Annotated in this window: 14 protein-coding genes; 12 read left to right on the forward strand and 2 right to left on the reverse strand. The window is 38.3% G+C overall.

The features are described 5' to 3' along the window. The first annotated feature begins 65 nt into the window (after positions 1-65). Entirely contained in the window at positions 66-1,286 is a 1,221-nt protein-coding gene (locus tag EV142_RS07120) for an MFS transporter (protein ID WP_132033925.1), read from the forward strand. Continuing rightward, positions 1,276-3,141, forward strand: coding sequence for a trehalase family glycosidase (locus EV142_RS07125; protein ID WP_132033927.1), 1,866 nt, complete (start codon positions 1,276-1,278; stop codon positions 3,139-3,141). Before EV142_RS07120 ends, EV142_RS07125 begins: the two co-directional genes overlap by 11 nt. A gap of 106 nt (positions 3,142-3,247) precedes the next feature. On the opposite strand, the gene EV142_RS07130 is transcribed toward EV142_RS07125, so the two are convergent. Both EV142_RS07130 and EV142_RS07135 read right to left on the reverse strand, forming a co-directional pair. Beyond that, positions 3,248-4,252, reverse strand: coding sequence for a hypothetical protein (locus EV142_RS07130; RefSeq protein WP_238698666.1), 1,005 nt, complete (start codon positions 4,250-4,252; stop codon positions 3,248-3,250). Between the two features lie 14 nt (positions 4,253-4,266). Beyond that, positions 4,267-5,499, reverse strand: coding sequence for a hypothetical protein (locus EV142_RS07135; protein WP_164502522.1), 1,233 nt, complete (start codon positions 5,497-5,499; stop codon positions 4,267-4,269). Positions 5,500-5,852: 353 nt separating this feature from the next. Between EV142_RS07135 and EV142_RS07140 the strand changes: the two genes are divergently transcribed. The 10 genes from EV142_RS07140 (at position 5,853) to EV142_RS07185 (ending at position 23,043) form a co-directional block, all read left to right on the forward strand. Further along, entirely contained in the window at positions 5,853-6,449 is a 597-nt protein-coding gene (locus EV142_RS07140) for a TetR/AcrR family transcriptional regulator (RefSeq protein WP_132033931.1), read from the forward strand. Positions 6,450-6,454: 5 nt separating this feature from the next. Next, on the forward strand, positions 6,455-6,682 hold the full coding sequence (locus EV142_RS07145; RefSeq protein ID WP_132033933.1) for a hypothetical protein: 228 nt from the start codon (positions 6,455-6,457) through the stop codon (positions 6,680-6,682). A 15-nt stretch (positions 6,683-6,697) separates the two neighbouring features. Next, complete coding sequence (locus EV142_RS07150; RefSeq protein WP_132033935.1) at positions 6,698-7,942, forward strand: MFS transporter; 1,245 nt, start codon at positions 6,698-6,700, stop codon at positions 7,940-7,942. Between the two features lie 446 nt (positions 7,943-8,388). After that, positions 8,389-9,399, forward strand: a complete 1,011-nt coding sequence (locus EV142_RS07155; protein WP_132033937.1) for a LacI family DNA-binding transcriptional regulator — start codon at positions 8,389-8,391, stop codon at positions 9,397-9,399. Positions 9,400-9,684: 285 nt separating this feature from the next. Then, entirely contained in the window at positions 9,685-12,777 is a 3,093-nt protein-coding gene (locus EV142_RS07160; protein WP_132033939.1) for a SusC/RagA family TonB-linked outer membrane protein, read from the forward strand. Between the two features lie 11 nt (positions 12,778-12,788). Then, a complete protein-coding gene (locus EV142_RS07165; RefSeq protein ID WP_132033941.1) occupies positions 12,789-14,303 on the forward strand; it encodes a SusD/RagB family nutrient-binding outer membrane lipoprotein in 1,515 nt (504 codons plus the stop codon). A gap of 457 nt (positions 14,304-14,760) precedes the next feature. After that, a complete protein-coding gene (locus EV142_RS07170) occupies positions 14,761-16,749 on the forward strand; it encodes a beta-mannosidase (protein ID WP_132033943.1) in 1,989 nt (662 codons plus the stop codon). Positions 16,750-16,928: 179 nt separating this feature from the next. Then, positions 16,929-19,205 carry a GH92 family glycosyl hydrolase gene (locus tag EV142_RS07175; RefSeq protein ID WP_132033946.1) on the forward strand — a complete coding sequence of 759 codons (2,277 nt, stop codon included), beginning with the start codon at positions 16,929-16,931 and terminating at the stop codon, positions 19,203-19,205. An 83-nt stretch (positions 19,206-19,288) separates the two neighbouring features. Beyond that, positions 19,289-21,574 carry a GH92 family glycosyl hydrolase gene (locus EV142_RS07180; protein ID WP_132033948.1) on the forward strand — a complete coding sequence of 762 codons (2,286 nt, stop codon included), beginning with the start codon at positions 19,289-19,291 and terminating at the stop codon, positions 21,572-21,574. Positions 21,575-21,579: 5 nt separating this feature from the next. Next, on the forward strand, positions 21,580-23,043 hold the full coding sequence (locus EV142_RS07185) for a glycoside hydrolase family 125 protein (RefSeq protein WP_132033950.1): 1,464 nt from the start codon (positions 21,580-21,582) through the stop codon (positions 23,041-23,043). Positions 23,044-23,056: the final 13 nt, after the last annotated feature.

Genomic DNA, 23,056 nt, shown 5'->3' on the forward strand with positions numbered 1-23,056 from the left:
TTTGTAACTTTACGTAATTCTTCTTTTATAAAGAGATCTTCTTTATAAAATAAACCCATCCCTTAATGAAAAACATAGGAATCAAAATAGCGCTTTATCTCAATTATTTTGTCTTTGCTATTTTATTGAATAGTGTAGGCATTGTAATTCTGAAATCACAAAAAAACTACGGAGTAGATGAAGTACAGGCCAGTATTCTGGAAGCCTTTAAGGATATGCCTATTGCGATCGTCTCTTTTTTTATCGCCTCTTTTCTGCCCCGGATTGGTTATAAAAAAGCCATGCTGACAGGCTTGGCGCTGGTAACTTTGGCCTGCATTGCCATGTATTTCGGAAACTCGTTTGACAGTGCCAAACTGTTATTTGCAACTGTAGGAGTATCTTTTGCTTTGATAAAAGTTTCGGTGTATTCCTTAATCGGTACGGTAACCGAAAACCAAAAGGAACACAATGCCCTGATGAGCAGTATTGAAGGCGTTTTTATGATTGGAATTGCATTGGCTTACTTTCTGTTTCCGGCTTTTAATGAGGAAAGCAATCCGGATTCCTGGTTAAATGTCTATTGGTTTTTGGCGGGGTTATCGCTATTGTCCTTCTTATTTCTGTTTTTTACAAAATTTGAAGAAATTACAGCAACTGCCGGAGCAAATTTCAAGGATGATTTTCTGCAGATGTTTAAATTGATCGCTAAAATGCTTACAGTTGTTTTTGTAATAAGCGTTTTTTTATTCGTAATGATCGAGCAGGGGATTCTTTCGTGGCTGCCCACATTCAATACAAAAGTATTACACTTACCCGAAAACATCAGCATTATGATGGCGAGTATTTTGGCTATTTCACTGGCAGTTGGGCGACTTGTGGCCGGAATAATAACCAAAAAAGTCAACTGGATCTGGGTGCTTAGCGTTTGTGTAATCTGTGCTATGTTAATCGTCTATTTTGTACTTCCGAATGTGGTGGGTCTTGAAGTGAAAAACATTAATTCTTTAACAGATATTCCCCTAATTGGATTTGCATTTCCATTAATCGGGTTATTTATAGCGCCTATTTATCCCTTACTGAATTCAATTGTATTGAGCTCATTGCCTAAAAACCTTCAAAGTTCAATGACAGGACTAATTGTTATTTTTTCTGCTCTTGGAGGAACATTGGGTTCACGGATAACAGGCTGGCTGTTTAAAAACGAAGGCCCGGAAAAAGCATTTTATTTCACCTTAATTCCGATGGCTTTATTACTGATCTCCTTTTTTATCCTTAAAAAAATTACCGCAAAAAATGAAATTTAAATTACATATCAATCAGACTCTTAGTCAATTGCTGGCTCAGGAAGACACTGATGGCGACAAAAAGATAACCATTGATGACAAAGGGCCAAAACGCTTTTTGCTTGAAGATGATAAAGGAAATCAGATTGCTATCGAAGGAACGTACCAACTTTCTAACTTATTACAGGAATTGGCCTTGTCCAAAAAAAATAAAGCGGAGTTTGCCGAAATTAATTTAGAGGATATAACAGAAGATCCGGTAAAAAGAATTTCGAGAAAAATAAAAGATTTATACTGGAATGGACTTACCAGAACTATTGATGCTGCAGGAGTAAAAAAGATTTTAGAGGATGACAAAATAGAAAATGCAATTTCATATCTGTATGTTCCGGCCGGAGATTCTTTTGCATTTGAGTACTTTAAAAATTTAGAAGCCGCAAATCCTGCTTTAAAAGTGGTGCAGTTGCCTGCAGCTATTGCACCGGAATATGTTTTATCACTGAATAAAAAACCCGGGATTCTGGCGTTGGCGCTTCAAACCAAAAACAATAAAACCGACGGAATTCCTTTTGTAGTTCCCGGTGGAAGATTTAATGAAATGTACGGCTGGGACAGTTATTTCATAACCATGGGACTCTTAATCGATGATAAAATTGATCTGGCACTTGGCATGGCGGAAAACTTTAAATACCAGATTGACCATTATGGAAAAATCTTAAATGCCAATCGAAGTTATTATCTCACGCGAACGCAGCCTCCATTGTATACGTCCTTGATTGTTGATATTATCGAAAGGTCAAATCCTGAAAAAGCATGGATTGAAAGACATTTGAAAACGGCTATTAAAGAATACAAAACGGTTTGGATGGAGCAGGGAAAAAGACGCACTCCGAATGGTTTAAATCGTTACAGAGCAGAAGGAATCGGACTTCCGTTTGAGGTAGAAGAAGGCCATTTTGATGATATACTTGAAAAATATGCGCCAAAATACGGACTGTCAACCCGGGAATTTGAGAAAAAATACCTCGAAAGAGAAATTTTAGATGCCGACCTGGATCATTATTTTATGCATGACAGAAGCATGCGCGAAAGCGGCCACGATACAACAAACCGATTGGTGGGTATTTGTGCGGATTTAAATACAGTTGCAATAAACAGTCTGCTTTATAAATACGAAACCGATATTGCTTTCCTCATTGAAACTATTTTTAATGATGAGTTTCAATACAGTGAAAACACTACTTATTCGAGTGAGGACTGGAATGGAAAAGCAGCGGAAAGAAAGCAAAAAATCAATGAATTGTGCTGGAATGAAACCAACGGCCTTTATCTGGATTATAATTTCGAACTTAATGAACAGCATTATTTTGAGGCAGCCACAACATTTTATCCTTTGTGGGCAAAAATCTGTACAGACGAACAAGCCGCTATTTTAGTTAAAAAAACGCTGCCAAAATTTAAAATGAAAGGCGGAATTGCCGGAAGCACTCCATCGTCTATTGCGGACGTAAGTGAACATGCGCCCACAAGACAATGGGATTATCCGTTTGGCTGGGCTCCGCATCAGATACTATTATGGAAAGGATTATTGAATTATGATTTTCAGGAGGAAGTACAGGAAATGATCTATCGCTGGTTGTGGCTCATTACCCGAAATGCGGTTGATTATAACGGAACGATTCCTGAAAAATTTGATTTGTCTATCAGTTCCCATAAAATTTTTGCAGAGTACGGAAATGTCGGAACCGAATTTGACTACATAACAGAAGAAGGATTTGGCTGGATGAACGCCTCTTACCAATTTGGACTCACACTGCTGAGTTCCGATTTAAAGGAAAAATTATCGCATTTAATCGATCCGGATACTTTATTCTAAAAAAAGAAAGAAATCCCGACCGTTTTTAAAACGTCAATTAGTTGTTGAGAATGTCTTTAAAGTAAAAAAGCTGCTTCCGTAATAATTTGGGAAGCAGCTTTTGTTTTTATTTTTGTTCGCTAATTGCAGCTTTCTTTAGCCTGAGGATTCTAATTTTTTTGTTGGTATTATCCGATAAGAAGATGCGGTCTTCTACTTGTGCAATACCCAGGATTGTTCCAAAAGGATTTTTTCCCATAATGTCCGTCGTATTGATTCTCGCAGAGTAGGTTTTGTTCAAAAACTCCTCTTTTGGATAGAATCGCAGAAAATTGACAGCACCCACATTTTCAGAAGTGATGGCCCAATCGCTACTAATCGAAACCGCAAGAGGTTTAACATCTGAAAATGCCTTGGTTACCGGAACTATCGGATTTTCAAGTGATGCCGCAGCATTGGCACGAATCGAAGCAATATCATAATATAAATAGGCTTTGGCATTTCTTCCCGCAACAACCAGATTTCCGCCTTCTATTTGCAGGGAATAAAATTCATCATATCCATTTAAGGTATTTAGCTTGGCAATCGGCGCTAAGTCCCATTTGCTGGTTTCTGTAATTTGTGAGGCTTCAAAAACTTTAATGGTAGTATTTTTTTCCTTCACAAAAACCAGCCCGTCTTTTACCACGACACCAAAAACGTGTACAAAAGTATTCCACCATTGTCCGTTACCTACCGTATTGATTCCTAAAGTATTAGTTTCATCCAATACAAAAAGACGCGAATCAACACTTCCGAGATAGATCCTTTTATTATCTACGCAAACAGAAGAAAGATTTGTAAAAGGTATGTTTGTGGTTCCTTTCGAAAAAGCAGTTACAGATTTCAGGTACTTTAAGGTCTTTGCATCAAAAATTTCCAGAACATTACCATTGCAGACATATAATTTATCATTGGCAATTGTTATTCCTCTCGGATCAAGCGTGCCTGTTCCGTCTCCAATTTGTGCAGCTGTTACAGATGCTTCATCTGTTGGGTAATAATAATATTTATCGTCTGTAGAAGCGTTTACATCATCGCTGTCGTTGCAGCCTGTTAGTATTAGAAGTAACAGGAAAACTAATTTAGACATCTTGTATAGTTTTTTTAATTCCATTTTCCTTCTCCTTTATATTTTACTAAAAATGTGTTTTTCGGATCAATTTTAAAAACCGGTTTTGTATAAGTTCCGTTTAGATATTTTGTTTTGGTATAGGTCTGTAAAATATCCGGGTCAATAAAAGGAAGATCGTTGATGTAAATCAAATATTTATAAAACTGAGTCAGCATCTCCTGTTGTCCGCCGCCTTCACCACTATTGGCGAAATTACTGTCATGGTTATACCCCGTATGGTGCGAGTATTCATGCGACCAAAGAGACATTTCTCCTTTCCAGTGTCCGGATACGTAGTTGGATTCATACTGAGAAGCCAGAGGTCCGCCTCCCCAGGCAGCATCACCGCCCACCATGGCCATGTAAAGTGTTCTTCCGTCAACATAGTCCCAGTATCTTTTTTCGATCTCCGCTTTTGTAAAATAATCGTACTGGCCATTTGCATCCGCAGTATTGCCATGCCAGTCTGTAGCTCCGTTTACGGCAGTTCCGGCAGCTGCGGCCTGTTCTTTTTTATAAAGGTCAAAATTATTATGTGTCTGATAATAGACAGGATGGCTTAAAGCATAGGAATAATTGATAATCATGGTCACGGCTTCTTTCGCCAATACCGGATTCATAGGCAAATATTTACCATATTCTTCAATATGATACCCGTCATGAAACTGAACCAATTGTGAAGATTTAATTTTCTTGAATTTGGCAAATAAAGGATCAGAGGATTCTACCGAAAATTCAATTGCACCGGATGAAAATCCATCGATCTTATCTATTGTAACTGTTTTTCCGTCTTCCAATTCGTAGTCATTTTTTGCTGAAACCAATGGAATTTGATGAAATGATCTGTGAAAAGCGGGAATCTGGGTAAAGTGATACAGCACAAAACGCTTGTCATAGTTCGGTAATTTAGCATAGATTTTTACATCTTTAAGCCCAACCGGTGAGTAAAGCGAAATCTGAACAGAGTCTTTTCCTTTTTGTATCACCTGCATTGGCTGGTTTACGCGAAACCATCGGTCTTTTTTGTCATACATTCTGGCCGGATCTTCATCGTCTTCAAACATCGTCATCGGATGGTTGGCCGCAGGAAGTTTTGTAGCATCAAGCTGCGGTAAATAATGGGCGGTGTATCCGCTTGATTCCGTATCACTGCAACTGGTTTGCAGCATAAAGGTTAAGAATAATAAGCCTATTGAGAACAGGCTTCTGAAAATGGTAGGTTTCATTGTTGTTAAAAATTTGAATGTTAAAAAAAGGGGGACTTTTTCTTTATGTTGTATCTGTAATTTCTATAAGTGTAAGAGCAAATAAACATTGTATCATGTTTATTTCAGTTCGGCAGCAAATTAACGGAATTATAATACAAGTACTACAATTTAAAATAAAAAATTTTAAATTAATTTTCAATTTCCCTTTATTCACTGAATTTAAAAGTTAATAAATACTAAAACGTATTTTAAAACGGGTTATTGTTTTTTGACAGTTGCTGATTCAAAAATATATTTCGTTCTCCTTAAAAAAAAATAATTAATAAAAGAATGTTCATTCATTTATTATTTTATCTTTGCTAAAAAATGTCATGAGATTAAGAGATATTGATAAAGAAAATCTGGTTATTGCCAATGCAATAGATCAAATCGTACAGGATGGATTTCAGGGTTTCAGCATGAATAAACTTGCCAAAGCATGTAATATTTCTGTTGGTACATTATACATTTACTATAAGGACAAAGATGATTTAATCCAAAAAATAGGGGCAACCGTTGCTATTGAGTTTTTTTCACGTACCATTAAAAATTTCTCGCCGGAAATGTCATTTGAAGAAGGATTATGGGTACAATGGGTAAACAGGGCTGACTTTACCATGAAATATCCCAGAAAAGTTGCTTTTTTTGAAATCATTAAACACTCTCCACATGGAGAAATAATATTAAATTCTACCACCAAATTTTCAGATTTCAGAACGATTATGAAACAGTTTATAGATAACGGTTTGCATAATAATGAAATTTCGCCAATGACATTTGAAGCTTTTTGGTCTGTTGCGTACGGGCCATTATATACTTTATTAAACTTTCATACCGATGGTAAGAGTATGGGAGGGAAACCGTTTGTTCTTACCAGAAAAATTATGAAAGAAGCTTTTCAGGCAACCGTAAAAGCTTTAAAACCATGAAAATTATGGATACAGATTTAAACACAGTACATGTTTTTAAAACAGATATTAGAAAAATGGATACAGGCTGCGCGATGTATCACAAACTGAACGATCACAAAGATATACAGCAATGGAGCATTGATCATGACGATATTGATTGTGTGCTGCGTGTCGTTTCAGAAACGCTTCAACCCGAAGCAATTATTACGCTTATTAGCGATTTTGGACATAAATGCCAGGAATTGGTATAAAAACAAGTTATTAAAATGGAAAAAACTACTGCAGAACCGACTGCTTTTACTTTAAAACAAATCATTATTATAGCCATTCTGGCGCTTTTACAATTTACAGTTATACTTGATTTTGTTATTATTTCCCCGTTGGGTGACATCTTAATGAAAACACTGGACATGACGACAGCCAAATTTGGATTTACAGTTTCCGCTTATGCTTTTAGCGCCGGAATTTCCGGATTACTTGCCGCAGGTTTTGCCGATAAATTTGACCGGAAAAAATTGCTCATTTTCTTTTATACCGGATTTATTATCGGTACCGTTTTTTGTGCATTTGCTGCGAATTACCAGATGTTGCTTTTTGCCAGAATTTTTACAGGGCTTTTTGGCGGTGTAATCGGTTCGGTTTCACTTGCCATTGTAACGGATTTATTTGTAATCCATCAAAGAGGACGAGTGATGGGAACTATACAAATGGCCTATGCAACAAGCCAGATTTTAGGAATACCAATGGGCTTATATTTTGCCAATAACTGGGGATGGCATTCTGCTTTTATTATGATCGCCGTTTTAGCAATCCTGATTCTGATTGCCGTTATCACCCAGATAGAACCCATAACCAAACACCTGGAATTGCAATCCGACAAAAGTCCTTTTCTACACCTGTGGCATACACTGAATAATAAAAACTATCAGATTGGTTTTGCTGCCATTGCATTTTTATCTGTGGGAGGTTTTATGTTACAGCCTTTCGGAAGTGCCTTTCTGGTCAATAATATTCATATTAGCCACCTTCAATTACCAATGGTATTTTTCTTTACCGGGCTTTCGGTACTGTTTATCATGCCGTTGGTGGGAAAATTAAGTGACAAAGTCAATAAATTTAAACTCTTCGCCGTAGGATCCCTGATTTCGGTAATTATGATTTTAATTTATACCAATCTTGATCCCATTCCGTTATGGGAAGTGGTGGCAATCAATATGGTATTGTTCATGGGGATCATGAGCCGTATGATTCCTGCTACCACCCTGAATACAGCCATTCCCGAAATGAAAGATCGTGGAGCTTATATGTCAATAACTTCTTCATTACAGCAAATTGCAGGCGGTATTGCAGCGGTATGTGCGGGTTTCATCGTACATCAGGAAACCAAATCTTCCCCTTTGGAAAATTATGATATTTTGGGATATGTTATTGCTGTAATTACATCCTGTTCGGTACTGCTAATGTGGAGAGTAAATCAACTGGCAAAATCAAAAGAGAAAAGCATAATTTAAAAGAAGAAATTTAAGAAAGTAATATTTCTGATACAATTAAAAAAAGACGGTCTTTGATCGTCTTTTTTTTGCTTTCAGTATTCAGACAAAAAGAGTAAAACGCTTTTAAGTAAGAAGTTATGTGCAAATTTTAAATAGTACAAATTATCAGTTGAGATGCGTTTGAAAATGAGTTCATTAATCTACCAATAAATTATATAGTCAATTTGACTATTTTTTATTTTATTGCCATTTCGAATGAAAAACAAGCTTAAAAACGATGGATTCCAGATAAAAATCAAACTGATGATTATGGGTTAAAATATCATTATTACTGCGTATTATGTTTTAAATTAGCTTTAAAATAATGATTTATTGAAAAAATATTTTACTAAAACGATTTTGTAAATCGGTTTTATATATATTTGTCACATCATTAAATAACCCTTCCGTAAAATAATCCGTTCATGAAAAGAATTACGATTAAAGATATTGCTACCGAGGCCCAAGTGTCGATATCTACAGTTTCTTTTGTTATTAACGGGAAAGGAGAGAAAATGGCAATTAGCCCGGCTGTCATAAAAAAGGTACAGGAAGTTGCTAAAAAGCTTCATTACCGTCCAAGCATGATTGCCAGCAGTCTGAGAACAGGAAAAACGAGATCTATCGGTCTTATTGTAGAAGATATTTCCAATCAGTTCTTTGCAGATTTGGCCAGAGTAATAGAAGACGAGGCAAAAAATATTGATTACAGGGTTTTCTATTGCAGTACGGGAGATGATGATGCACGTTCTGAAGAATTGGTACAAAGCCTTTTGCAGGCGAATGTAGAAGGGTTTATTATCACACCAACTAAAAATTTAGAAAAGACTATTGACCTCCTGCTGAAATTGCAGAAACCGGTGGTTCTGATTGACCGTTATTTCGCCCATCAGAAAGTAAGTCACGTGGTGATGGATAACTATGAAGGTTCCTATTCGGCAACTCGGTTTTTAATAGAGAAAGGATGTAAAAATATAGCTGTTGTCAATAATAAATCTCAAATGATTCAAATGAAACTTAGAGAGAAAGGATATACAGATGCCTTAAAAGAAGCGGGCATTTATGATAAATCACTGGCGCTTTATTTGGATTATCATGCAAATGAAAAATCCAGGATTGATTCACTGGTTGCTTTTTTTAAAGCCAATCCAAAAATAGATGCTGTTTTATTCCTGGCCAATTATATGGGGCTTGCGGGTTTACAGGCTTTCAGGGGTATGGGGTACAGAATACCGGAAGATATTTCGGTGATCAGCTTTGATGATCATGATAGTTTCAAATTGCATACACCGACCATTTCGGTAATTGCACAGCCTATAGAAGATATTGCCATTAAATCTATTCAGTTGCTAATGAGTCAGATGACAGATTTTGATGCTTTCAAAGTTGAAAAAGTGCTTAAAAAAGGCACATTAATTGTCAGGGAATCGGTTTAGATTCTTTGCGTATTTCAAATTAAAAAAAAAATAAAAATCAATTAAAACGCGGTTTTTTTTACCCCTTTTACTAAATCGTTTTAGTAAACAAAACAGCTGAAGCTGCGGTCATATTGACTTTCTAAACCATTTTTTATGTAGTAAAAACCGACAAACGGATAATTTTTTATAACTATACAACTACTTTTTTTTATTGAAACTGAGTTCAAATTTTTTATTAATATTTAAAACAAACAGGTTAAAAACAAACAAAAATCAAAACAAATAAACCAAAAAAAATTGCTTATGAAACGAATTTTAGCAGTGTTAGGAATGGTATTGTTTAGCAGCTTGGGAGCTGTTGCACAAAATCGATTAATAACAGGCATAGTGGCAGATGCAGAGAACAAGGGAATTGTTGCTGCATCAATCGAGGTTCAGGGAAAACCATTTAGCGCAATTACAGACGCTGAAGGTCGATTTAAGATGAATGTTCCGGAAGGAAAGGTTACTTTAAATGTAACTTCTATAGGTTTTGTATCAAAATCAGTGGTGCTTGAGGCAACAGAAAACAGAGTTTCAGTGGTATTAAAAGAAAATGCACAGGAATTAAAAGATGTTGTCGTAACTTCATTTGGAGTTAAGAAACAAAGAAAAAGTTTAGGTTACGCAGTTGGAGAACTGAAAGGAGAAGACCTGACAAAGAACAAAGAAATTAACTTAGGAAACGCGCTTCAGGGAAAAATAGCCGGGGTTAACGTTTCTGCACCGGTAACAGGACCATCCGGTTCGAGCCGTGTCGTAATTCGTGGGGCAACTTCCGCTTCAGGACTTAACCAGCCCTTGTACGTTGTAGACGGTATTCCGATAGACAATACACAACAGGGAAATGCAGGAATGTACGGAGGAGCCGACAAAGGTGACGGTATGTCGTCCTTCAATCCGGATGATATTGCCTCTATGTCGGTATTAAAAGGTAGTGCCGCTTCTGCTCTTTACGGGTACAGAGGATCAAATGGTGTTATCTTAATTACCACTAAAAAAGGAAAAAGCGGAACCGGAATCGGAGTAGATTTTAGTACCAATTCTACTTTTAATACACCGGCAAGTCTTCTGAACTGGCAGGATCAATATGGTGCAGGAGCACCGGATGCTAATGGAGTTCCGACAAGATTTACCAATTTACAGGAACTTAGAGATTCTTACTATTTTGCGTGGGGAGATAAATATGACGGAACGAACTCTCTTGCCATAGACGGAACTACAAAGCCGTACAAAGCATACGGAAAAGATAACGTTGAAAATTTCTACAGAACAGGTTATTCTTTCAGTAATACTTTGGCAATTTCGGGTGGAAATGAAACGACAAATTTCAGATTGTCTTTCGGAAATACGAAAGATGAGTCTATTTTACCGGGAACTACTTTCGGAAGAAATAACGTGACACTGAGTTTAAACTCTGCTCCAAACAAAAAGATAAGTATTGAGTCGAACGCACAATATATTTCGGAAAAAAGTAAAAACAGACCTTATCTGAATGACTCTCCGAGAAATCCTTCTTTCCCGACTACTTTTATGACGCCGGGTACCGACATCAGATGGCTGCGTAATCCGTACGATGTAAATGGAGGAGAAGAAGATTATCTGGGTGCAAACGTATACCATACCAATCCGTACTTTGCTACAGATCAGCTTTTAAACAGTGATCTTAGAAAGCGTTTTATTGGTTCTGCAAAAGTCACCTATAACATTACAGATAAGATTTACGCAAAAGCGGTTTTGGGTATTGATGATATCAACTACGAATATACGGAGATTGAGCCAACCGGAATCAATTACAATATTGGCGGATCAATTGAAGACAGAATTGAGAACCGTTCTGAATTTAACGCTTCAGGTTACTTAGGATACAAAAGTGATATCGCTAAAAATCTTTCATTGGATGCTTTTATCGGAGCAAATCGCCAGGATAACAGATACAACGGGATTAAAATGAAAGGAAATAATTTTATTGTACCGTTCAAATATTTCTATGGGAATACGCAACCGGACAAAACAGAGAAATTGTTTTCGGAACGCGAAGTGAACTCCCTTTTTTATTCTGCTGATTTAGCGTATAAAGATTTCTTATATCTGAGTTTAACAGGCCGTGAAGATTGGTTCTCGACTTTAGATCCAGCAGATAACAGTATTTTTTATCCCTCTGTAAGTACCAGTTTTATTTATTCCGAAGTGATTAAATTACCGGAATGGATGTCTTACGGTAAGATTAGAGCAGGATGGGGTAACGTTGGAGGCGGATTGCAGGAAGCGTATGCTTTAATGCTGACTTATACCACACCCGACGGGCAAACAGATTCACAAGGGCAGCCAATTTTGGGTGTAAATGGTGATACCGTTAATAATAAAAATTTAAGACCGTATAATGTAAGTACCATAGAGTTTGGTTTTGAAAATACATTCTTCAATAACAGATTAAGCACCGATTTGACGTTCTATCAAAAGAGAACAACAAACGATATTGCAGATGCTGATATTTCTAAGGCTTCTGGTTACAGAACAACCAAAATCAACGTTGGGGAAATCCTGAACAAAGGGGTTGAATTTGCAATCAATGTAAAAGCCATAAAAACACCAAGTTTTTCCTGGAGTGTAGGCTATAATTTTGCTTATAATGATAGTGAAGTAGTCAATCTTTCTGATAAAATTCCAACAAAATTATTGGATGATAACAGAGACGCAAGAGCTTCTGTAGTGTTAGAAAAAGGACAGCCTTTCGGAGTAATCAAAGCTTACGATTATTTAAGAGATGCCAACGGAAATATCGTATTAGATACCAACGGAAGATTCCTGAGAGGAAATTTAATTATAGCAGGACAAGGGGTAGCACCAACTTCAATGGGACTTTCAAATGATTTCTCTTATAAAAATTTCACGCTTTCCGTTTTCGTAGATGCTAAATTCGGAGGAGAAATCTATTCGGCTACCAACCAGTTAGGAACGCGTTACGGATTATCTGAAATCACACTTCCGGGTCGTGAAGGCGGCGTAGCAGTAAGCGGTACGGATGTGAACGGCAATCCTGTAAATCAAACTGTTTCTGCTTATAATTACTGGAGAAGTTACAGTGATGTAACCTCAAACTTCGTGTACGATGCTGATTTTGTGAAATTAAGAGCGATTTCTTTTAGCTACAATTTTCCAAAAGCCTATATCCAGAAAACACCATTTCAAGCCATTAGTTTAGCTTTTTCAGCTCATAATTTATGGACGATTTACGACAAAGTTCCAAACATTGATCCCGAGTCCAACTATTCTAATAGTAATGCTCAGGGTATGGAAAGAGCCTCTATGCCATTGACCAGAAATTACCGTGTAACGCTTAATGTTAAATTCTAATAGTAAAAAAGATGAAAAATAAATATATAAAAATATTTTGTGTCGCAATTGTTGGTGCTCTGACACTGGCTTCCTGCGATAAAGGATTTGAGGAACTGAATACAAACCCAAATGCCTTAACAGATCCGGCTTTAAAATCGATGTTTACGCTTGCTGAAATCTATGTAGACGGACAGGATTTTTCGAATACAAGAGGAAATAATATCTACGCCGCGCAATATGTACAGCACTTCGCTTCGTTAGGCGGCGGATCAAAATACACCTATTCTTCGGAATATTCAGGTGCTTTGTTTGGAGAAACATACGGGAAAGGACTGAATCAGATTTTTCAGTTATTATCGGTAACACCAAACTCACCGGAAAATTCCAATATGGTTCAGGCCCTTAGGATTATGAAAGTATTCCTGTTTCAAAAACTGACAGATACCTATGGTGAAGTTCCTTATTTCGAAGCCGGAAAGGGATATAACGGAAATATTTATGCCCCAAAATATGATACGCAGGAAGCCATTTACAATGACCTTCTAAAAGAACTGGATGAAGCCGGAACTGCATTAGATGCCAATAAAGCTTTTGTCGGAAATGCTGATTTGTATTACCAGAGTGATGTTACAAGATGGAAAAAACTGGCCAACTCCCTAATGTTGAGAGTAGCAATGCGTTTGTCTAAAGTAAATCCTGCCAAAGCAAAAGAATACGTAGAAAAAGCAGTTGCAAAAGGCGTTTTTACGTCTAATGATGATAGTCTTGTATTAAAACATGATGCAGGTCCTGCAGGAGTTAAAACAAATCCAATTACCTCTTCATGGGTTCGAAATGACCTGAACGGTGGGGAATCAAATATCAAATTCAGTAAAACTTTTATCGATTTATTGAAAAACACCAACGATCCGCGTTTAAGAATCTATGCCAAACTGGAAGCAACAGGAAACAACAATCCGGCAAGCCAGCAGGGTTTACCAAATGATGCCAAAGAATTTCCGGGCGGGGACAAAAAGCTTTTCTCAGACCCAAATACTTCTACAGTATTGCGTTTAGATGCCCCAACTTTAATCATGTCTTACGCTGAAATAGAGTTTATACTGGCAGAAGCAGTAGTTAGAGGATGGAATGTGGGCGGAACAGCGCAGAAACATTATGAAGACGGAGTAAAAGCGGCTATGGAAGTCCTAACTATTTTCGGAGACAAAGTGCCTGCGGTTACAGCAGCGGAATACAATACGTATATTACCACTTATCCTTTTAAAACGGCAGGAACAGATGCTCAGAAAATAGAGCAAATTATCACTCAAAAATGGATTGTATTGTTGTTCAATGGTTTTGAAGCCTTTTCAGAATACAGAAGAACAGGTTATCCTGTATTAGTTCCGGTAAATGATCCTACGGGAGAGACCAAAGGAACTATTCCGAGAAGATTGATTTACGATCAGTCGGAGTTGATCACCAACGAAGCCAATTACAAAGCGGCAATACAGCGCCAGGGATTGGATTTGATGACAACCAGAATCTGGTGGGACAAAGTTTAAAATAATTAATTTGGTTGGTTAGTTAAAATAAGTCGGGTAATTTCCTGTTACCCGGCTTATTTTTAATCTTTCTGCTAATCTTGTTAAAATAAGCTCTTATTGTTAAGGTTTAATCTAAAGGTATAATGTCTTTTTTTTCGCAATAGCTAAAAATGGCTTTTGCTGAAAAAGAAGGGATTCTTTTCCGTAGAGGTAAGAAATTATAAACAATAAAGGTTCATTTTTTAATTTTAGTACTCTGTTAGATTTAAAAGGAGCTGATAAAAATTAAATTATGGTACGCATTCCCATAGAATTATGCGCAGTTAAGGAAATGATTTCTGAATATTTTGTTAGTTATTCGTAAACGTAACCTAAAGAGCGGGAATAATGGTGTAGCGCTTTATTCCTTCTCGTACTGCCGCTCATTAAATACAAATAATTAAAACTTAGACATTCCTATTTTATACTAAGTAAAATGAATTATAAAAAAAACGTGTATCGGTTACTCTGCATCGGTCTTTTAAATCTTTCATCAGCAGCTCTTGCTCAGCATATGGATTTAAAGAAAGGCTGGAATTACCGTGAACAGAAAACACAAAAGTGGTATCCGGCCACAGTTCCCGGAGAAATACATACCGATTTACTACACAACAAAGCCATTCCGGATCCATTTTACAGGGACAATGAGAAAAAAGTAGCATGGGTCGAACGTAAAAACTGGGAATATAAAACTACTTTTCAGGTATCGGTGGCAACGCTAAAAAAGAAAAATACAGAATTGGTTTTTGACGGACTGGATACTTATGCCACCGTTTATCTCAATAATCAGCTTGTTTTAAAAGCAGATAACATGTTCCGTCAATGGCGTGCAGATGTCAAAAAAATACTAAAACCAGGCAACAATGATTTAGTTATCGTATTCCAGTCCGCACAAAATGTAGTGGATTCACTGGCCAAAAAAGACCTGCCTTTTATAATTCCCGATAATCCACGCGCGTATGTCCGCAAAGCACAATATCATTTCGGATGGGACTGGGGACCAAAATTCACCACCTGCGGTATTTGGAAAATACCAAGACTGGAAGCCTACAATACAAAAGAAGAAGAGCAGCCCTATGTTCTGAACCGCAAGATAGAATTGGTACAACAGCCGGACAGTCTGGGTAAATCATTTTACTTTAAAATTGACGGCAAGCCTGTTTACATGAAAGGAGCCAACTATATTCCTTCCGATTCTTTTCTTTCACGGGTAACCAAAAAAGAATACGAAAAGGTAATTGCTTTAGCCAAAGACGCCAACATGAATATGCTTCGTGTCTGGGGCGGCGGTATTTATGAAGACGATTATTTTTATGATTTATGCGATAAATACGGAATCAATGTCTGGCAGGACTTTATGTTTGCCGGTACGATGGTTCCCGGAGACAAAGCTTTTTTTGACAATGTCAGAGAAGAAGTCAAATATCAGGTAAAACGCCTTCGTCACCATCCCAGTATTGTTTTGTGGTGTGGCAATAACGAAGCCGACGAAGCCTTTAAAAACTGGGGCTGGCAAAAAAGCATGAAAATGTCAAAACAGGATTCCACCCGTTTGTGGAAGGATTACGTGCGTTTATTTCAGGACAGCATTCCAAAATGGGTCAACGAAGTCGATGGTAAGCGTCCGTATATTAGTTCTTCACCTTTGTTTCACTGGTCTGAAAAAGAAAGTGTAAAACAAGGCGACAGCCATTACTGGGGAACCTGGTGGGGATTGGAAGACATTGAAGTCACGCAGAAAAAGACCGGACGTTTCGTGAGCGAATACGGAATGCAGTCCCTGCCCAATTATTCTTCAATCGAAAAATTTACATTGCCCGAAGATCGCTATTTATATTCCGATGTTTTGCAGGCACATCAGAAAGCAGGCAAAGGTTTTTTGAAATTAGAATCCTATTTACACCGGTATTTTATAGATTCCACTAAAATCAAAAAGATGAATGTGGAGGATTACACTTATCTGACCCAGTGTCTGCAGCATTATGCGCTTAAGAATAGTATCGGTATTCACCGTTCCAAAGCGCCTTATAATATGGGAACCCTCGTCTGGCAGCTGAACGACTGTTGGCCCGTGGCAAGCTGGAGTGTTACCGATTATGATAACCGCCAGCCCAAAGCAGCCTGGTACGCCATGCGCGAAGCGTACAGAGATGACAAAACACCCGAAATTGATCTGACCCGTCCAAAAGATTTATTATTGGAAGATCCAAAAATAAGCTGGCAGATAAAAGGAAATAAAGTAATTTTAAAGGCCTTAAAACCTGCAAAATATGTTTGCATTTCAATTAAAGGATATACCGCTAAATGGAGTGATAATTATTTCGATCTGAAAGCAGGAGAAGAAAAGGCAATTTCTTTTGAAGGAAAAATAACAAAGCCTGATATTAAGGTTTTTTCCTTGTATGAGGTTTTGAAGAGGTACTAAGTTGCTAAGGTTCGGAGGTGCTAAGGCTCTAAGTTGCTAAGGTTCTAAGTTGCAAAGGGGCAAAGGGACAAAGGTAAGACTTTGCGAACTTTGCGGTTAATTAAAAAAAATCCGTGCCAATCAGTATAATCCGTGTCATCCGTGGCCCATCAAAAAAGTCAAATAAAAAAACAAAACAAATGTTTACAAAATATAACAAAATAGCTTTCAGCGGAATTTTAGCGCTCAACCTGTTTTTTGCCAATCCGGCAATTTCACAGGAAAAGAAAGCAAAACAAACCAATTTAGATTACACCCAATACGTAAATCCATTTATCGGATCTGCGGGTCACGGCCACGTATTTGTCGGGGCTAATGTTCCATTTGGAGCCGTTCAGCTTGGGCCTGTCAATGTTTTTGAAGGCTGGGATTGGTGCAGCGGATACAATTATGCCAGCAATACCATCTTAGGTTTTACGCACACCCATTTGAGCGGTACGGGAATCGGAGATTTAAATGATATTCTTTTATTGCCCGTATCCGGAAAAGTAGCCCTTACCAAAGGAACCAAACAAGACATGGCAAACGGTTACGGCTCTTACTTTTCACATCAAAATGAAGTAAGCCAGCCCGGATATTACAGCGTTGTATTAGACAAGTATAAAATCAAAGCAGAATTAACGGCAAGCGAAAGAGTGGGTTTTCATAAATATACTTTTGATGCCGCTGCTGACGCGCATGTTTTGTTAGATCTTGCCGATGGAATAGGATGGGACAAACCCGTAAAAACCTTCATAAAAAAGATAAACGAAACAACCATTGCAGGATACCGATATTCTGCAGGCTGGGCCACAGATCAGCGCATTTATTTTACAATGGAATTCTCCGAACCCATAACAGCTATTGCTTTATATGACAGCATTGCTTCTGTAAAAGGCAATGAAGGCGAAGGTGTGAGAATGAAAGCTGTTTTAGATTTTAAAGCTTTAAAAAGCAAACAGGTTCTGGTAAAAGTCGGAATCTCCCCGGTAAGTTCCGAAAATGCTGCCGCCAACATAAAAGCCGAAATTCCGGGCTGGAATTTTGATCAAACCGTAAAAGAAGCCAATTCAAAATGGAATAAAGAACTCAACAAAATTCAGATAAAAGCAGACGACAAAACAATGAAAGTTTTTTATACTTCATTATACCATACCATGTTTGCACCTTCTATTTTTAATGACGCCAACGGAGATTACAGGGGGACCGATAAAAAAGTATACGAGAAAGCCGATTTCACCAATTACACCACTTTTTCACTTTGGGATACTTACCGTGGTTTACATCCTTTGTACACGATCACACAACCCGATAAAATTAATGATATTGTTAAATCATTTTTGGCGATTTATCAGCAGCAGGGCAGATTACCGGTCTGGCATTTGATGGGGAATGAAACCAATACCATGAACGGAAATCACTCCATTGCGGTGATTGCAGATGCCTACCTGAAAGGATACCGGGATTACGATACGGCACTTGCCTACGAAGCAATCCGAAAAACAGCCATGCAGACCCGCGACGGAATGGATTATGTTCAGAAATTAGAATATATTCCTGCTGATAAAATGTTAGAATCGGTTGGAAATGCCCTTGAATATGCCATCGATGATTACTGTGTGGCCCAAATGGCAAAAGCCTTAAACAAAACAGAGGATTACGCTTATTTTACAAAAAGAGCGAATTTATATAAAATGTATTTCGATAAGGAAACCACTTTTATGAGAGGTAAATTAACCAATGGAAACTGGAGAACGCCTTTCAATCCGCTTTCTTCAGCGCACCGTAAGGATGATTATGTAGAAGGAAATGCGTGGCAGTACACCTGGCTGGTGCCTCAGGATCCGTATGGTTTGATCGATTTATTTGGAGGCGAAGATCAATTCTTAGCCAAATTAGATTCCCTTTTCCTCATCACCGATAAAGTAGAAGGAGAAGAAGTTTCTCCCGATATCAGTGGTCTGATCGGACAATATGCGCAGGGAAATGAACCGAATCACCATATTCCGTACCTATATGCTTACGCCGGACAGCCGTGGAAAACTGCCAAACTAATTCGTGAAATTGACGATAAATTTTATACCACAAAACCGGACGGATTATGCGGTAACGAAGATTTAGGACAAATGTCGGCCTGGTATGTTTTCTCTTCCATGGGATTCTATTCCGTTAATCCGGCAAACGGAATCTATGTGTTGGGAAGCCCATTGGTCAATACTGCGACAATCCATCCTGCAGCAGGGATTTCCTTTACACTGAAAGCAATCGACAACAGCAAAACAAACATCTATATTCAAAAAGCAGAGTACAACGGCAAACCCTATACAAAATCCTATATCACACACGATATGATCGTAAAAGGAGGAGGATTGAAATTGTATATGGGCAGCAAGCCTTCTTTGACTTTTGGAGTTAAGAAAGAAGACAGGCCGATTTAGGGAGTTTTTTAGTCACAGTTTACAGTTAGCAGTCATAGTCACAGTTTACAACTCATAATTCACAACTCACAATTAATAAAAACATGAAAATAAAGAGTTTAATTTTTTTAGGAGTACTACAAGCTTGCTTTTTAGCAAATGCGCAGGTTAAAACTTTAGACCCTGTAGAATATGTAAATCCACTGATGGGTACACAATCGCTGCCTAATCTTTCCAACGGAAATACCTATCCGGCGATTTGCAGGCCTTGGGGAATGAATTTCTGGACACCGCAAACCGGAAAAATGGGCGACGGATGGGCGTATACCTATACCGCGGAAAAAATCAGGGGATTCAAACAAACCCATCAGCCATCACCTTGGATGAATGATTACGGCCAGTTTTCGATTATGCCCGTTACCGGTAAACTCGCTTTTACAGAAGACGAGCGTGCCAGCTGGTTCAGTCATAAGGCAGAAGTTTCAAAACCGTATTATTATAGTGTTTATCTGGCGGATTACGATGTTACAACAGAAATTACCGCAACAGAAAGAGCAGCACATTTTCAGATTACCTTTCCGGATAACGAAGAATCTTCCATTGTAATTGATGCTTTCAATAAAGGATCTTACATTAAAATTATTCCGTCCGAAAATAAAATTATCGGTTACACCACCCGCAACAGCGGAGGCGTTCCCGAGAATTTCAAGAACTATTTTGTATTGGAGTTCGACAAACCATTTTCAACCCAATCAACCTGGAACGACAAGATTTTAGAAAAAGACAAATTAGAATTAAACGGCATTCACGTGGGTGCCGTAGTGGGTTTTAAAACCAAAAAAGGAGAAAAGGTACATATAAAAACCGCTTCCTCTTTTATCAGTATCGCACAGGCAGAATTAAATTTAAAGAACGAATTAGGAGCAGCTACTTTTGAAGAAACAGTAGCAGCATCTAAAAACGAATGGAACAAAGTATTAGGAAAAATAACGGTAGAAGATACGAATGAAGACCAGTTAAAAACTTTTTATTCCTGTTTGTACCGCACGGTTTGTTTTCCTCAAAAGCAATATGAAATAGATGCAGAGGGAAAAGTGGTGCATTATAGCCCGTACAACGGAAAAGTACTGCCGGGTTATATGTTTGCCGGAACCGGTTTTTGGGATACCTTCCGCGCTTTGTATCCTTTGTTGAATTTAGTCTATCCTTCTATCAACAAAGAAATGCAGGAAGGTTTATTAAATGATTATAAAGAAGGTGGTTTTTTACCCGAATGGTCCAGTCCCGGTTTTCGAAATGTCATGGTCGGTAATAATTCAGCCTCCGTAGTTGCCGATGCGTACCTCAAAGGATTAAGGGGTTATGATATCAATACCTTATACGAAGCCCTGTTGCACGGTGCCAATACCGAAGGACCAATGGACGCCGTGGGCAGAAAAGGAGTGAATTATTACAATACTTTAGGCTATGTTCCGTATGATGTGAATATCAACGAAAATGCCGCCAGAACTTTAGAATATGCTTATGATGATTTTACGATTTGGAAATTAGCAAAAGCGTTAAATCGTCCGAATAAAGAAATCAAGCTGTTCGAAAAACGAATGATGAATTATAAAAACCTGTACAATCCGGCTATCGGATTAATGAGCGGAAGGAACAAAGACGGAAGTTTTCCGGCCAATTTTAATCCGTTTAAATGGGGAGACGCCTTTACGGAAGGAAACAGCTGGCATTACAGCTGGAGTGTGTTTCATGATGTTCAGGGGCTAATCGGTCTGATGGGAGGACAAAAAGCATTCACAGCCAAATTAGATGCCGTATTTACTACTCCTCCGGTTTTTGATGATAGTTATTACGGATCCGTAATTCATGAAATCCGTGAAATGCAAATCATGAACATGGGACAATATGCGCACGGTAATCAGCCGATTCAGCACATGATTTACCTGTACAACTACGCAGGAGAACCCTGGAAAACGCAATATTGGTCAAGAGAAGTCATGAATCGACTCTACAAACCCACTCCGGACGGATATTGCGGTGACGAAGACAACGGACAAACTTCGGCCTGGTATATTTTCTCGGCCATGGGATTCTATCCGGTTTGTCCCGGAACCGATCAATATGTTTTGGGTGCCCCCTTATTTAAGAAAACAACCCTGCAGTTGGAAAACGGAAAACAGCTTATTATCAATGCTCCGGACAATTCGGCAATCAACAAATACGTCAACGAATTAAAATGGAATAATACGGCACATACCAAAAATTACATCAATCATTTTGAGGTATTGGAAGGTGGCGAATTAAAATTTGACATGAGCAGTTCCCCTAATTTACAACGCGGTACAGCAGCAGAAGCGTATCCGTATTCTTATTCAACTTCAAAATAAATTATATGCAATCACGTAGAAAATTTATAAAAAATACCGGCATTTTTTCAGCAGGACTACTGGCCATTCAAAGCAATGCTTTCGGATTTAATTCAGATACTTTTCAGTTTCCCTTAAAAGATTTAGTGAGCAAAAGACCGCCGTTGGCCGAAAGAAAATTTACAAGTCAGGCCGTAGAAGCAGCCATTGTGCGCATCAAAAAGCAAATTGCCAATCCCGAACTGGCCTGGTTGTTTGAAAATTGTTTTCCCAACACACTCGACACTACAGTCGATTTTGAAATCATTGACGGCAAACCGGATACCTACGTCATTACGGGAGATATAGATGCCATGTGGCTTCGAGACAGTACAGCACAAATCTGGCCTTATATCCCGTTTGTCAAAGAAGATCTTAAACTGGCCGAATTGGTAAAAGGAGTCATAAACCGTCAGGCAAAATGCATCCTGCTGGATCCTTACGCCAATGCATTTTACAAAGATTTTACAAAAGAAAGCGAGTGGAAGCATGACCTGACCAAAATGCAGCCCGGCATCCACGAAAGGAAATGGGAAATTGACAGTTTATGTTACCCCGTCCGACTGGCACACGGCTATTGGAAAGAAACCGGAGACATCAGTTTATTCGATGAGCAATGGAAAAAAGCCATGCTGCTCGTGTTACAGACTTTTAAGGAACAGCAAAGACTGGATGGAAAAGGAGGACCTTACAGCTTTCAGCGTCAGACCGCCTGGGCGACAGACGGAGTGCCTTTAGGTGGCTACGGTTATCCGGTAAAACCATGCGGCTTAATTGTTTCTACTTTCAGACCGAGTGACGACAGTACGTTGTTTGGTTATTTGATTCCGAGTAATATGTTTGCTATCGAAGTACTGGGTTATCTGATTGAAATATTCTCCTTACCGGCTTTAAAAGACAATGATTTGGTAGCCAAAGCCAAAGAATTAAGAGAACAGGTACAAAAAGGACTAAAAGAAAACGGAATTATAGACCACCCGAAATTCGGAAAAATCATTGCTTTTGAAGTAAACGGATATGGCAGCTTCCACATGATGGACGATGCCAATGTTCCTTCTTTATTGTCTCTGCCTTATTTAGGCGCAATTGCTCCAAATGACCCGTTGTACCTTAATACCCGTAAAGTGGTACTGTCAGAAAACAATCCTTTTTTCTATAAAGGAAAAGCCGGAGAAGGAGTTGGAGGCCCGCATACGGGAGTAGACACCATCTGGCCGATGAGTATTGTGCTGAGAGCCATTACAAGTGTAGATGAAAAAGAAATAAAAACCTGCATTAGCAATCTGATCAAAACCAATGCCGACACGGGATTCATGCACGAGTCCTTTCATAAAGACGATGTCACCAAATTTACCCGAAAATGGTTTGCCTGGGCCAATACCTTATTTGGCGAAATGATCGTTCACACCAGTATCCAATACCCTCAGATTTTAAAAGACAAGAATATCTAGAATAGCAAGTTAA

Source organism: Flavobacterium circumlabens, from assembly GCF_004345565.1.
Classification (GTDB): domain Bacteria; phylum Bacteroidota; class Bacteroidia; order Flavobacteriales; family Flavobacteriaceae; genus Flavobacterium; species Flavobacterium circumlabens.